This is a genomic window from Citrobacter sp. Cpo221 (assembly GCF_030332345.1).
GTDB classification, from domain to species: Bacteria; Pseudomonadota; Gammaproteobacteria; order Enterobacterales; family Enterobacteriaceae; genus Citrobacter; species Citrobacter portucalensis.
Genome location: NZ_JAOWIA010000010.1, coordinates 61,881 through 75,131, shown reverse-complemented (window position 1 = coordinate 75,131; position 13,251 = coordinate 61,881). Strand labels below are relative to the sequence as shown.

Annotated in this window: 14 protein-coding genes; 6 read left to right on the top strand and 8 right to left on the bottom strand. The window is 52.0% G+C overall.

Annotated elements, in window-relative coordinates; all coding sequences use genetic code 11:
- Positions 1-81 precede the first annotated feature (81 nt).
- Positions 82-1,092, top strand: a complete 1,011-nt coding sequence (gene glpX / locus OGY72_RS00420; protein ID WP_003840506.1) for a class II fructose-bisphosphatase — start codon at positions 82-84, stop codon at positions 1,090-1,092.
- A gap of 95 nt (positions 1,093-1,187) precedes the next feature.
- A complete protein-coding gene (gene fpr / locus OGY72_RS00415) occupies positions 1,188-1,934 on the top strand; it encodes a ferredoxin--NADP(+) reductase (RefSeq protein WP_126319619.1) in 747 nt (248 codons plus the stop codon).
- Between the two features lie 63 nt (positions 1,935-1,997).
- Here fpr and OGY72_RS00410 read toward each other — a convergent pair whose 3' ends face one another.
- Positions 1,998-2,426, bottom strand: coding sequence for a DUF805 domain-containing protein (locus OGY72_RS00410; RefSeq protein ID WP_003825201.1), 429 nt, complete (start codon positions 2,424-2,426; stop codon positions 1,998-2,000).
- A 100-nt stretch (positions 2,427-2,526) separates the two neighbouring features.
- On the opposite strand from OGY72_RS00410, the gene OGY72_RS00405 reads away from it, so the two are divergent.
- A complete protein-coding gene (locus OGY72_RS00405; RefSeq protein ID WP_003825203.1) occupies positions 2,527-3,129 on the top strand; it encodes a YiiQ family protein in 603 nt (200 codons plus the stop codon).
- Positions 3,130-3,357: 228 nt separating this feature from the next.
- Positions 3,358-4,125 carry a triose-phosphate isomerase gene (gene tpiA / locus OGY72_RS00400; RefSeq protein WP_003028783.1) on the top strand — a complete coding sequence of 256 codons (768 nt, stop codon included), beginning with the start codon at positions 3,358-3,360 and terminating at the stop codon, positions 4,123-4,125.
- A gap of 39 nt (positions 4,126-4,164) precedes the next feature.
- Here the strand turns inward: tpiA and OGY72_RS00395 are convergent, their stop codons facing one another.
- The 6 genes from OGY72_RS00395 to fieF all read right to left on the bottom strand — a co-directional run bounded on the left by OGY72_RS00395 (position 4,165) and on the right by fieF (position 11,223).
- Positions 4,165-5,637 carry a DASS family sodium-coupled anion symporter gene (locus OGY72_RS00395; RefSeq protein WP_003825206.1) on the bottom strand — a complete coding sequence of 491 codons (1,473 nt, stop codon included), beginning with the start codon at positions 5,635-5,637 and terminating at the stop codon, positions 4,165-4,167.
- 113 nt (positions 5,638-5,750) lie between these two features.
- A complete protein-coding gene (locus OGY72_RS00390) occupies positions 5,751-7,055 on the bottom strand; it encodes an SLC13 family permease (RefSeq protein WP_126957433.1) in 1,305 nt (434 codons plus the stop codon).
- Between the two features lie 73 nt (positions 7,056-7,128).
- Positions 7,129-7,878 carry a CDP-diacylglycerol diphosphatase gene (locus OGY72_RS00385; protein ID WP_020996109.1) on the bottom strand — a complete coding sequence of 250 codons (750 nt, stop codon included), beginning with the start codon at positions 7,876-7,878 and terminating at the stop codon, positions 7,129-7,131.
- Between the two features lie 104 nt (positions 7,879-7,982).
- Complete coding sequence (gene sbp, locus OGY72_RS00380) at positions 7,983-8,972, bottom strand: sulfate/thiosulfate ABC transporter substrate-binding protein Sbp (protein WP_286546022.1); 990 nt, start codon at positions 8,970-8,972, stop codon at positions 7,983-7,985.
- 200 nt (positions 8,973-9,172) lie between these two features.
- A complete protein-coding gene (gene pfkA, locus OGY72_RS00375) occupies positions 9,173-10,135 on the bottom strand; it encodes a 6-phosphofructokinase (RefSeq protein WP_286546018.1) in 963 nt (320 codons plus the stop codon).
- Between the two features lie 185 nt (positions 10,136-10,320).
- Entirely contained in the window at positions 10,321-11,223 is a 903-nt protein-coding gene (gene fieF / locus OGY72_RS00370) for a CDF family cation-efflux transporter FieF (protein WP_003825216.1), read from the bottom strand.
- Between the two features lie 250 nt (positions 11,224-11,473).
- On the opposite strand from fieF, the gene OGY72_RS00365 reads away from it, so the two are divergent.
- Together OGY72_RS00365 and OGY72_RS00360 are read left to right on the top strand one after the other, a co-directional pair.
- Entirely contained in the window at positions 11,474-12,037 is a 564-nt protein-coding gene (locus tag OGY72_RS00365; protein WP_286546017.1) for a type IV secretion protein Rhs, read from the top strand.
- Positions 12,034-12,393, top strand: a complete 360-nt coding sequence (locus tag OGY72_RS00360; RefSeq protein ID WP_079939318.1) for a putative T6SS immunity periplasmic lipoprotein — start codon at positions 12,034-12,036, stop codon at positions 12,391-12,393. The genes OGY72_RS00365 and OGY72_RS00360 overlap by 4 nt, the downstream gene beginning before the upstream one ends.
- Before the next feature lie 207 nt (positions 12,394-12,600).
- Here OGY72_RS00360 and cpxP read toward each other — a convergent pair whose 3' ends face one another.
- The gene (gene cpxP, locus OGY72_RS00355; RefSeq protein WP_008787022.1) at positions 12,601-13,101 is read right to left on the bottom strand and encodes a cell-envelope stress modulator CpxP; all 501 of its coding nucleotides are present in this window, start codon (positions 13,099-13,101) and stop codon (positions 12,601-12,603) included.
- Between the last annotated feature and the right edge of the window lie 150 nt (positions 13,102-13,251).

The window sequence follows — 13,251 nt, the reverse complement described above, 5'->3', positions numbered from 1 at the left end:
GCAACCCCGCACACACATCAATAATCTCGCCCCCTCCCCTGTGCTACACTTCGCGCCATTCCTTTCAGCTACGAGTTTGCAATGAGACGAGAACTTGCCATTGAATTTTCACGCGTGACCGAAGCGGCCGCGCTGGCTGGCTATAAATGGCTGGGCCGCGGCGATAAAAATACCGCTGACGGCGCGGCGGTAAACGCCATGCGTATTATGCTCAACCAGGTCAACATTGACGGCACCATCGTGATTGGCGAGGGCGAGATCGATGAAGCGCCGATGCTGTTTATCGGTGAGAAAGTCGGGACCGGTCTTGGTGATGCGGTCGACATCGCCGTCGATCCTATCGAAGGCACACGCATGACGGCAATGGGTCAGGCAAACGCGCTGGCCGTACTGGCTGTTGGCGATAAAGGTTGCTTCCTGAACGCGCCAGACATGTACATGGAGAAGCTGATTGTCGGCCCAGGCGCAAAAGGGTCTATCGACCTGAACCTGTCGCTGGAAGCCAACCTGCATAACGTTGCCGCTGCACTCAATAAGCCGCTGAGTGAACTGACCGTCACCATTCTGGCCAAGCCACGCCATGATGAAACGATCGCCGAAATGCAAAAACTGGGCGTGCGCGTCTTTGCTATTCCAGACGGTGACGTTGCAGCCTCCATTCTGACCTGCATGCCAGACAGTGAAGTTGACGTGCTGTACGGCATTGGCGGCGCACCGGAAGGCGTGGTTTCTGCCGCCGTCATCCGCGCGCTGGACGGCGACATGCAAGGCCGTTTGCTGGCACGTCATGACGTCAAAGGCGACAGCGAAGAGAACCGTCGTATTGGCGAACAAGAACTGGCTCGTTGCGCCGCCATGGGCATTGAAGCGGGCAAAGCGCTGCGCCTCGATGAAATGGCGCGTAGCGACAACGTCATTTTCTCTGCCACCGGCATCACCAAAGGCGATTTGCTGGAAGGGATTAGCCGCAAAGGTAATATCGCGACCACCGAAACGCTGCTGATCCGCGGTAAATCACGTACGATCCGTCGCATTCAGTCGATTCACTACCTCGATCGCAAAGATCCCGATGTGCAGGCGCACATCCTGTAATTGATTTGATCAATAGAGCCTTCCAGCCCATATGGGCTGGAAATCTTTCGTCCAACGAACGAAGATAAGGCAATCAAAGCAGACAGGAGAAAACCATGGCAGATTGGGTAACAGGCAAAGTCACGAAGGTACAGAACTGGACCGATGCCCTGTTTAGTTTGACCGTGCGAGCTCCGGTTCTTCCTTTCACTGCAGGTCAATTCACCAAGCTTGGCCTTGAGATCGACGGCGAACGCGTCCAGCGTGCCTATTCTTACGTCAATGCCCCTGATAACCCCGATTTAGAGTTTTATCTGGTGACGGTTCCCGACGGCAAACTCAGCCCTCGTCTGGCAGCACTGAAGCCTGGCGATGAAGTCCAGGTGGTGAGTGAAGCGGCTGGTTTCTTCGTGCTGGATGAAGTCCCCGATTGCGACACGCTGTGGATGCTGGCAACCGGCACGGCTATCGGCCCATATTTGTCGATTCTGCAGTTAGGCAAGGACCTGGATCGCTTCAAAAACCTGGTGCTGGTCCACGCCGCGCGTTATGCCGCCGATTTGAGCTATCTACCGTTGATGCAGGCGCTGGAAAAGCGCTACGAAGGTAAATTACGTATCCAGACGGTTGTCAGCCGTGAAACCGTGGCAGATTCGCTGACCGGGCGTGTACCGGCGCTGATTGAAAGCGGTGAGCTGGAAAAAGCAGTCGGGCTGCCATTGGATAAAGAAACCTGCCATGTGATGCTGTGTGGAAACCCGCAGATGGTACGCGACACGCAGCAGTTGCTGAAAGAGACCCGGCAGATGACCAAACACCTGCGCCGCCGACCGGGCCATATGACTGCAGAGCACTACTGGTAAGAACGTTTTACTGCCCGGTAAACACCCGGGCATTTTGCCGGATGGCGCTTGCGCTTATCCGGCCTACGAGCCAGCTCTGTACTTTACGTCCTGCGTATCCTTACCATATTTATTTGCGTCCTGGGTGCCAATGAACGCACCCAGATCGATAAGCATACCGACCAGAATCAACGTTGGAACAAAGCGGCCTACCGCCCATTGCCAGACGCCGGGTAACATCGCCCAATTTCCGGCCAGCAGCATCCACGCCAGAATCATCAACAGCGCCCACGCTCCGGAACGCCCCCGGTCATGCAGACGTTTTACCGTCACTGCCGCCGTTGGCCATAGCAGACACACCAGACAAAAAGCCGCGGTCTGAATATCGAGTAATTGTTTGCTCGCCAGCGAAAACAGAACCAGCATGCCGACGATCCATAGGCCAATCCAAATCCAGAAATCACGGCGCCCGATGCGCCCTTTAAATGAGAATAACCACTGCTGTATGGTCATGTAAGTTCCTTTATTATTACCTTCCAGAACAGTTTACCCTTTTGACAAGCTCGACGGTTACCGTTTTAATCGTGAGCAGTGAGAATGAAAGGTACGATTGATGAAGCACGGATTTACACTGTTTTTATTATTGTTTTCAGCCTTAACCGCGAGCACTGCGGCACTGGCGAAAGAGCCATCGACGGCAACCACAGCCCCCTATTTACTGGCGGGCGCGCCGACCTTTGACCTGTCGATTAGCCAGTTTCGCGAAAACTTTAATACACAGAATCCGAAGCTGATCCTGAATGAGTTCCGCGCTATCGACAGCAGTCGCGATCGGGCAAATCTCACCCGCGCGGCCAGTAAAATCAATGAAAACCTGTATGCGTCTTCCGCCCTTGAGCGCGGCACCCTGAAAATCAAAAGCATGCAGATAACCTGGTTACCAATTCAAGGACCAGAGCAAAAGGCAGCTAAAGCGAAAGCGCTGGAATACATGACCGCCGTCATCCGCACTGTCGCACCACTACTGACGAAGGAACAGAGCCAGAAAAAGCTGCAAAAACTGCTCGCCGCAGGCAAAGGTAAGCACTATTACGCCGAAACAGAAGGCGCAATTCGCTATGTCGTGGCAGATAACGGTGAAAAGGGGCTGACCTTCGCTGTTGAACCGATTAAGCTGGCACTATCTGAAAACCTCGAAGGGTCGAATTCCCCCTAAATTATTCACGTTTCAGGAAGGCGGCGACGCAACGAATCCCCAGGAGCTTACATCAGTAAGTGACTGGGGTGAGAGAGTACAGCCAACGCACCTGCAACGTGGAGAATGACGGGGAAATGACAAAAAGCAAAGCCTTTCGGGGGATGAATCTCTATACTGTTTCACAGACCATGCTGCCCTGACGGGCGGCCATATTCCTTAATTCGCTGACAAGCGTGGAGAAATGAAATGCGACATCCTTTAGTGATGGGTAACTGGAAACTGAACGGCAGCCGCCACATGGTAAACGAACTGGTTGCTAATCTGCGTAAAGAACTGGCTGGCGTTGCTGGCTGTGCAGTAGCAATTGCTCCGCCGGAAATGTATATCGACCTGGCGAAACACGCCGCTGCCGGTAGCCACATCATTCTGGGCGCGCAGAACGTTGATCTGAACCTGTCTGGCGCATTCACCGGTGAAACAAGTGCTGAAATGCTGAAAGATATCGGCGCGCAGTACATCATTATCGGTCACTCTGAGCGTCGTACTTACCACAAAGAATCTGACGAGCTGATCGCTAAAAAATTCGCTGTGCTGAAAGAGCAAGGTCTGACTCCGGTTCTGTGCATCGGTGAAACCGAAGCAGAAAACGAAGCAGGCAAAACTGAAGAAGTTTGCGCACGTCAGATCGACGCGGTTCTGAAAACTCAGGGCGCAGCAGCATTCGAAGGCGTCGTTATCGCTTACGAACCAGTATGGGCTATCGGTACCGGTAAGTCTGCAACTCCTGCTCAGGCTCAGGCTGTTCACAAATTTATTCGTGACCACATTGCTAAAGCTGACGCGAAAATCGCTGAACAAGTTATCATCCAGTACGGCGGTTCTGTAAACGCAGCTAACGCGGCAGAACTGTTTGCTCAGCCGGACATCGACGGTGCGCTGGTTGGTGGTGCTTCTCTGAAAGCAGACGCCTTCGCAGTCATCGTTAAAGCAGCAGAAGCCGCTAAACAGGCTTAAGTTGTTAAGGCGGGAGGAACACCCCTCCCGCTGTATTAACTACCAGTATCCCAACCAGTGCCACCAGAAGGCGCCGGTCACCCCCCAAATGGTCAGGTTGACCACACTCATCACCAGGCCCGTTTTCCACCACTCCGCCAGCGTGACATAGCCCGAACCAAAGATGATCGGCGCAGTACCCGTGCCATAGTGCGTGAGCGACATCATCAAAGAGGAGGAGAAACCGAGCATTAAACCAAGCAATGCTGGTGGCGCGCCGAGGCCTAATCCTGCGGCGAAGAACGCAGCGAACATAGCCGTAATATGCGCAGTTGTGCTGGCGAAAAAGTAGTGCGAGTAGACGTAAAGCAGAATCAACAGCAGCGTTGCAACACTCCAGTGCACGCCAAGATGGTCGATTGCACTACCAACGCTGGTTGCCAGCCATCCCACCAACCCCAGTTTGCTGAGAAAATCTGCCATCATCACCAGCGCGGCAAACCAGACTATCGTATCCCATGCCCCGCGGCATTTAAGAATGTCATCCCAGCTCAATACGCCCGCCATCAATAGAATCGACAATCCAATTAACGCGGCGCTGGTAGGGTTTACGCTCCAGGCACTGCCCATCAGCATCGCTGGAACACCCGCCCACAGGCAGAGCAGCAAAATGAATACTGCCAGGGTGATTTTTTCTGCCAGTGATAGTGGACCCAGCGCATCCAGTTTTTGCCGCGCGAACTGCGGCGCATTTGGCGTGCGCGTGATAGCTGGCGGATAGAGCCACCAGATTACAATCGGCATGACAACCAGTGATACCAGAGCAGGAAGAAGCGCCGCAATAGCCCACATTCCCCAGGTCATGTTCAGCACGCCATCCGTCCCCTTCGTCAAAAAGCTGACGATTAACGGGTTAGGTGCGGTCGCGGTGATGAACATTGCCGAGCTGATCGGGTTAATGTTGTAGTTCACCAGCGCGAGATAACGGCCCGTTGAGCCATTCTCGGCATGGCCTGGCTGCGAGCCGAGGCTCTCCGCAATCGCCCGCATTACCGGGTGGATAATGCCGCCGCCACGCGCGGTATTGCTTGGCGTTACGGGTGCAATTAGCGTTTCCGCAAGGGTTAATGCCCACGCAATGCCCAGCGTTCTTTTACCAAATAGCGCAATAAACCCGTAGCCAATACGCGCTCCCAGGCCCGTCTTTAACAGACTTTGCGACAGCATAATGGATAAACCGATCAGCCAGATTAGCTGGTTAGAAAAACCACTCAACGCATCGTTCAACGCCGCGGAGGGTTTGCCGGGGTTAGTAACGCCAGTCATCGCCACCAGCATAATCGCCACAATCGCAATTGCGCCAATCGGCATGGCTTTACCGATAATCGCAGCGATCGTACCAATAAACAGTGCCAGCAGGTGCCACGCTTGCGGGGTTACGTCAGGTGGACACGGGATAACAAACCAGATGGTCAGCGTAATCACGAGCGAGATGATGGCAGGCCAACAGCGGATGGGGGTTAAACTGTCCATGAATCAATCCTTGAATTTCCAGTGCGCAAATCTGCGCTCAGGCATTAACCAATATTGCCGCGCATAATACAATTCACTCACTCACAAAACAAAAAATTAACATTTTGATACAGCTACAGTTTTCCCAACACCGTAAACCAGGCGTAATCCAGCGGCAGAAGAATCAGATATGTTGCCGCCGCCAGTGCGATACACAGCAGCATCCCCGCCCTTGCAGGTACTTTCCCGAGCGCCATCGCCACCACGATCGGTGAAGCCTGATACGGCAACAGTGGTGTGGAATAACCCAGCACCTGGATCATAATCACCGACAGCAGTGGGAATCCCGTCGCATCGGCAAAGCTTTGCGCCAACGTGGTATACAGCGCCGGAACGCCGTTCGCCGTCATAATAAAATTAAGCGCAGTGGTAATACCGGTCAGTGCGAGGAAACTGGTAAACGGCTTTTCCGCATCCAGCGGCATCACCTGTAACAGCGCTTCGCCAACGGCGCTACCAATACCGGTCTGCGTGACGGTGATCGCCAGCCCCAGAATACCCGCCACATAAATACAGGTACGAATGTTGACCCCAGCGGAAAACTCGTCGCCATTGATAAAGCCAACCCGTGGTAGCAATGTGATAACTGCCGCCGCCAGCCCGGTCCACGCGGGGCCAATACCGTGCCAGCTTTCGCTTACCCACAAGAACAGCACCACCGCTAACATCCAGGCCAGACGTTTTTCATCCCGGCTCATCGGCTCCGGCGGCGTGAGATCGCGCGGCGCATGCGGCTTGCCAGGGAACAACCAGCAGATAAGCACAATGAGCACCGCGCCTTTAAGCCAACCCAGAACCGGCGTATGCAGCAGCAAATAGGGAAGATAATTGAGGTGGATGCCGTAAGAGCCTTCCGCCGCGCCGCTCATCACCAGATTCGGTACGTTAGCGGGTAAAATCGTCGCAGAAAGCTGGAACGTCCCAAATCCGACGGCCAGTGCCAGACCATACCAGGCGCGCGTGCCTTCGTTAATTCCAGCCCGTTTCGCCATCGCCGCGACAATCGGCATCAGCAGCGCAATGCGGCCCATGTTGGATGGCATTACAAATGCCAGCGCGTAACTCAGCAGCACTACGCTCGCCACCATTAACGGCCAGGAATCAGTCAACCTCGATGACAGCGCCCTCGCCGCCCTGTCCGCCAGCCCCGTTTTACGAATCGCAATACCCAGTACAAAGCCGCTAAACACCAGCCAGAATGCGGAGGACGCAAAGCCGCCAAAAATCACATCCGGTGGCGCGATTTTGGCGACCATCGCCACGGCAAAGAACAGCAGCGCCGTTATAAACTCCGGCAGCAGCGACGTAGCCCAGAGCAGAATGGTGATACCAACCACCAGAGAGGGGATAAACAGAGGGTGTGTAAGCCAGAGCGACATGCCTGTCTCCTGTTGTTTTTTTCAACAAGAATACGGGGACAGGCATGCGGAGTAAACGCCAGATTAGGTGGGGTTAACGCAGAATATCACATTGATGATCCTGAATTTCCTCAGCGGAGGCGAGATTCAGTGCCAGCAGATTGCGCTGAGTAGCCAGCAGGACAAAGGATTCGTCGCTCTGGCGCACCATCGCCAACGCATAGCTGCCCATATGCTCACGCGCATCCGGCACCTCTTCCGCCAGCATCATAAACGGGCTGCGTTGTGCCAGTTCATTTTCCGTGACGCGACGTGCCAGATATTCATGACCGCGCAGCCCACCCGGTAATGGTAGCCAGCGGGTGCTGATTTTCGCCAGGTTGTCATCCAGCTGCTTTCTGACATCGGTTCGCAGGCAGGAGATATGAATATGCAGGTGATTTTGCGTACGCCCGCTACGTGAGTTAATGGTCAGAGAGACTGCTTTGTCAGGGATTTCCTGGCCGTATTTTTGGCTCATAAAGCTACGCGCCTGCCAGGCCAGCCAGAAAAAGTTCGGTGTGCCTGATTTCAACAACAGCGGACTTTCCGTTCCGTTGATGCGCCAGGTAGGCATCAACAGATATTGCAGTGGGCCGTTACGGTCTTTGAACACCACATATCCAGCATCCGGCTTTACTTCAGCGCATGGTGCGGGGTCCTGCTGCTGCAACTGGTGCGGCAGGCATTGCTGAAGAACGATCTGGCGTAATGCGTCCGGGTTGCCGGTGAATTTCCAGTACCCGATACCTGCAGCGGCGGCGACCACAATCACCGCCAGTAAAAGATAGCCTGCTTTTTTCATTACGCGTTTCCTGTATCCCATTGAAGGGCAAGAGTAACGCAAAACCATGACAAATAAAAAACCCGGTCGCGTTAGGCCACCGGGTCGGTAAATCAGAGACTTATTTATCGTTTACTGATTTGGTCGAACGTACCGCCGTTAGAGAAGTGCTCTTTCTGCGCTTTCGTCCAGCCGCCAAACTCTTCGTCGATAGTGAACAGCTTCAGCTTCGGAAATGCGTTTTCGTATTTCTTCGCAACGTCTGCATCACGTGGACGATAGTAGTTTTTCGCCGCAATTTCCTGACCTTCCGGAGAGTAGAGATACTTCAGGTAAGCTTCCGCCACCGCTTTGGTGTCTTTCTTTTCCACCACTTTATCAACCACGGACACGGTCGGCTCCGCGAGGATAGATTCACTCGGGGTCACTATCTCGAATTTATCTTTGCCCAGCTCGTTCGTTGCCAACAGCGCTTCGTTTTCCCAGGCAATCAGCACATCACCGATACCACGTTCAACGAAGGTATTGGTTGAACCACGTGCACCAGAATCGAGTACCTCAACGTTTTTATACAGGGCCTTCACAAAGTCTTGTGCCTTGGCCTGATCGTTGTTGTTGTGGTGCAGGGCATAGCCCCATGCCGCCAGATAGTTCCAGCGAGCTCCGCCGGAGCTTTTCGGGTTTGGCGTAATGACCGACACGCCCGGTTTGATTAAATCGTTCCAGTCATGAATTTGTTTGGGATTGCCTTTGCGGACCAGGAATACGATGGTGGAGGTGTAAGGCGCAGAGTTATCCGGCATGCGTTTAATCCAGTTTTTATCGATACGGCCACGTTCAGCAATGGCATCCACGTCGTAAGCCAGTGCCAGCGTCACGACATCGGCTTCAATGCCGTTGATGACGGAGGTCGCCTGTTTACCCGAACCACCATGCGACTGGCGAATCACGACGTTGTCGCCCGTTTCCTGCTTCCAGTGCGCGCTGAAGGCCTTATTGTACTGCTCGTACAGTTCACGCGTTGGATCGTACGATACGTTAAGTAACTGAATATCCTTTGCCAGAACGCTGGTCGATGCCAGCAATAATGTTAACCCTACGCCCCATTTGTTCATCGCCCAGCTCTCTTAGGTAGTGTTGTGATGAGCAAAGCGTGCCAGAAAGGCATCCAAACATTAAAGAATAAAAAAAGATTTGCTATAACTTGGGGGAATATATGGAGTCGAGTTTTTGCCTGATGGCGCTACGCTTATCAGGCCTACGATTTGCATCATGTAGGCCGGATAAGGCGCAAGCCGCCATCCGGCAATTGCAATTAATACAGTTTCTTCGCGCAGTCCAGCCAGTCACCTTTGAACGGACGCTTCATGTTTTCGATAGCGTCGATGATGTCATGGTGAACCAGCTGCTCGTTCTGAATACCTACGCAGCGACCGCCGTGACCTTCCAGCAGAAGTTCAATGGCATAGGCGCCCATACGGGATGCCAGAATACGGTCGTAAGGAACCGGGGAACCACCACGCTGGATGTGACCCAGTACGGTTGCACGCGTTTCACGACCCGTTTCTTTCTCAATGTAATGCGCCAATTCTTCAACGTCACACATGTGTTCAGTGATCGCTACGATTGCGTGTTTTTTACCTTTCGCGATACCTGCTTTGATTTCAGTAACCAAATCGTCACGGCTGAATTCCACTTCCGGAACCACCACGAACTCACAGCCACCGGCAATCGCTGCTGCCAGGGTCAGGTCACCACAGTAGCGGCCCATCACTTCAACGATAGAAATACGCTGGTGAGAAGAAGAGGTATCACGCAGGCGGTCAATCGCTTCAACGACAGTACCCAGCGCGGTGAAGTAGCCGATGGTGTAGTCAGTGCCCTTGATATCGTTGTCGATAGTGCCCGGCAGACCGATGCACGGGAAGCCCATTTCAGTCAGGCGTTTTGCCCCCATGTAAGAACCGTCACCCCCGATAACAACCAGGGCGTCGATGCCACGCTTCTTCAGGTTTTCGATAGCTACCGCACGCACGTTTTCATCACGGAATTCCGGGAAGCGAGCAGAACCGAGGAAAGTACCGCCACGGTTGATCATGTCGGACACGCTGTAGCGGTCAAGCTGGACCATACGGTCTTCATACAAACCCAGGTAGCCATCATGGATCCCCATGACTTCCAGCCCTTCCGTCAACGCTGCACGTACAACACCACGGATTGCTGCGTTCATGCCCGGCGCATCACCGCCGCTTGTCAACACACCGATTTTCTTAATCATGACTACCTCTGAACTTTGGAATGCAAAATGAAATCTGCTGCCGGAAGTCGATTCCGCATATCGAAACGATCCAACGAATATGCAGATAGTATAACAATCACTTCCTGCTGAATTGATTCAGGTCAGGCCAAATGGTGGTAATTTATACACAAAATGCTGGCCCGGTTCACTTTTTTTACAACGAATTATGAAAGCTCAAACATCTTGCCTTCCTTGGGTACGACTGAACAGGGATCCTGATGAATGATGACATCCGATCCCGGGAAACGCCGCAAAATTGCCTGCTCAACCTGTTCAGCCACTAAATGCGCCTGAACGAGCGGCAGATTATCTTCCATTTCCAAATGAATCTGAATAAAGCGGGTCGGCCCTGACTGCCGCGTGCGAAGATCGTGAGCGCCGCTGACTCCAGGCCATGACGTCACGATATCAATAATTTCCTGACGTTCCTCATCGGGTAAAGCGCGATCCAGCAAAGATTGCACTGCCTCATACCCCATGCGTAATGCGCTATATAAAATATAGATGCCAATCCCGAGCGCAAACAAGGCATCCGCACGATGCCAGCCGTACCATGCCAGCCCGAGCGCAATGAGAATCGCACCGTTCATCATAACATCAGACTGATAATGAAGCATATCTGCCCGAACGGCCTGACTTTGCGTACGCTTCACTACCCAGCGCTGAAACGAGACCAGAATGATTGTACACACTAACGCAATAATGGTGACAACCACCCCAACGCCGGGATCTTTCATCGGCGTGGGTTGAATGAGATGCTGAATCCCGGTCAGGAATAAAAACAGCGCCGAACCGGAAATAAACATGCTTTGCGCCAGCGCCGCCAGCGATTCCGCTTTTCCGTGTCCGAACGTATGCTCATCATCGGCGGGCTGCAGCGAATAGCGCACCACCAACAGGTTGGTTAATGACGCCGCGATGTCCACCAGAGAATCCACCAGCGCTGCCAGAATACTGACCGACCCGGTGTACCACCACGCGAAAATTTTGATCAAAAGTAACAGCGATGCCATCACGGTTGCCGCGATTGCCGCCCGGCTCACCAGCCGCCCATAGGTTTGATTCATAAACACTCCTGCCAGGATATGCCGCTAGTATACCGGATGAAGTAAAACAGTCAGGCAATAACCGAGGGACAAATTTTGGGCAAAAAAAAAACCCACATCATATGGGGGAAGACAGGGATGGAATGTTGCAGCAATACGTCACCTGAATACGTTTTATTCTGAATTTTTAAGGCCTCTCTGTAACACTTCTAATCCTCATTTACTTTAGGTGTACGATAAACGCTCAATCAACATATCTTGAGGGATTAAGATGGCGTATTACCCTAATTCTATTGACTGGAAACCGATCCAAGAAGGAGGTCTGCGTAGGTTAAGGCTTGGCGAGATAAATCTTGCAAACTCGCTCTTTGGCTTCAGCATTCTTTACCATCAGGTTTGGGTTCATCTGGAAAGTTATCTTCCTTTTGATACTCAAAACCCAGGTCAGGCGATGACGCCTGACGGCGAAATGTGGTTTAGAACAATAAAATACGAAGATGATTTCTCGATGCCAACAAAACAGCCAACTCCAAATGCCCAGCATCTTTTTTTGCATGAAATGATGCATGTTTGGCAGCACCAATATGGAATGTGGGTACGAACACGTGGGGCGTTCTCATGGGCAGCTGACTATACATACAGCCTAAATGAAAAAAATCTACTTGATTACGGACTGGAGCAACAAGCATCCTTAGTCAGCGATTACTGGTTGTTAAAGCACTATGGGTTTGATGGGCATAGCGATCTGTATGTTTACCGTGATTATGACCCAGAAGAACCGGCGCTGGAATTAACGCAGAAATATGAAAAGGTACTCGGGAGCTTTCCGATATGAAGAAATCGTTCTTTTTTCTCCCTTTACTTTTATTTCTGGCCGGGTGCCCAGGGAAAGGCAGAGAGGGTGCAGAGTCCGGTGAACGACAGGCGATCTACGTAGATGGCAATCGTGTTTGCTTTACCATAGATAAAAATGATGTGTTAAACCGCTATATTCTGTCAACTAATGGTAGAGAAGATAAAAAATTATTAGTCGGCGATTTTAAACATCTCATCTACCCAAGTACCTGCTTCACGGTCAATTTAGAAAAAGGGGTGGTGTATGGTGCAAGCTATACCTTAAATGGAAAAAATCACTACTACACATTTATCATTACCAATGATGGAAAAGTGTTGGATTTAGGAAAAAGCTAAGCATTATTATCAGATCACGCCGCTCTACATAAAGGCAGTAAGTTACATTGAAGTCAGCCATACATAACAAAAGCTGTTTTCAGCTCCAAATACTATCTGCAAGTAGCTGTTTATCTTTGGTAATTCACTGTAATTTTGGGCAAAAAAAACCCCCACATCATGTGGGGGAAGACAGGGATGGTGTCTATGGCAAGGAAAACAGGGTTACTACTGGGAACGTGAGTTGCTACTACTCAATAAATTCAACGATGAGCTTTTTTTCCAGTGCGCTACGTCGCGCAGTTGCTCCATTCGTTGTTCATGTTTCTCATTTAAAACCGCTTGCTGCTCGGGCGTTAACAGGCGATACATCTGGTTGCGGATCCTGGCTATTTCAACCTGGCGGGCAACCTGTTCTTGCGCCATTCTTTCTGCCTGAGCGCGCACTGCGCTTTCATCAAATTTCTCTGCGGTGACAAGGCGATGCATTGTCTCCATTTCGCTAACATTAACAGGAGGCTGTTCGTGTCTTGCCTGCTGCATTAAATCTCGCATCTGTTGACGTTGATGTTCGGTTAAACTGATACCGTCAAACATGTGGCTCTGAACGCTGCGTTGCGATGAGCCTTCACCCAGGTGCCAGTGATCGCCTGTGACGACTTCAGCTGCATGGCTAAATGTACTGAGTGCCAGCGTTGAGGCCATGACGGCAGCGGTAACTTTGCCCATCACTTGCTCCCAAAATCTTTTCTGTCGCGATTCAACGAGAGACAGTTTACGATTCGGGCTGCAAACATGCGTCAGGGGGTGTAAAACAACGTAAAGTCATAGATTAGCGACGCCTGATGACGTAATTTCTGCCTCGGAGGTACGTAAACA